The organism is Caballeronia sp. M23-90, from assembly GCF_053574605.1.
Genome location: NZ_JBSIPA010000996.1, coordinates 1 through 337, shown reverse-complemented (window position 1 = coordinate 337; position 337 = coordinate 1). Strand labels below are relative to the sequence as shown.

General features: G+C 60.2%; 1 pseudogene. It reads right to left on the bottom strand.

What is annotated here, in order from left to right:
* Nucleotides 1-337, bottom strand: a pseudogene (locus ACRXB1_RS37490) (hypothetical protein); the annotation flags it as partial.

Here is a 337-nt window from a genome sequence, read left to right as displayed (position 1 = left end):
TCCAGTCGCCGAGGATCGTGCAGATCCGCGCGTGCGCGTATTGCACGTAGTACACCGGATTCTCGTCGCTTTGCTTGAGCGCGAGATCGATATCGAAGACGAATTCCGTGTCGGCCTTGCGCGAGATCAGGAAGAAACGCACGGCGTCGCGGCCGCGGCGAATGGTGTCTTCGTCGATCTGATCCGGCGCGACCTCTTCGCCCTGCGTCATCCAGTCGCCGAGGATCGTGCAGATCCGCGCGTGCGCGTATTGCACGTAGTACACCGGATTCTCGTCGCTTTGCTTGAGCGCGAGATCGATATCGAAGACGAATTCCGTGTCGGCCTTGCGCGAGAT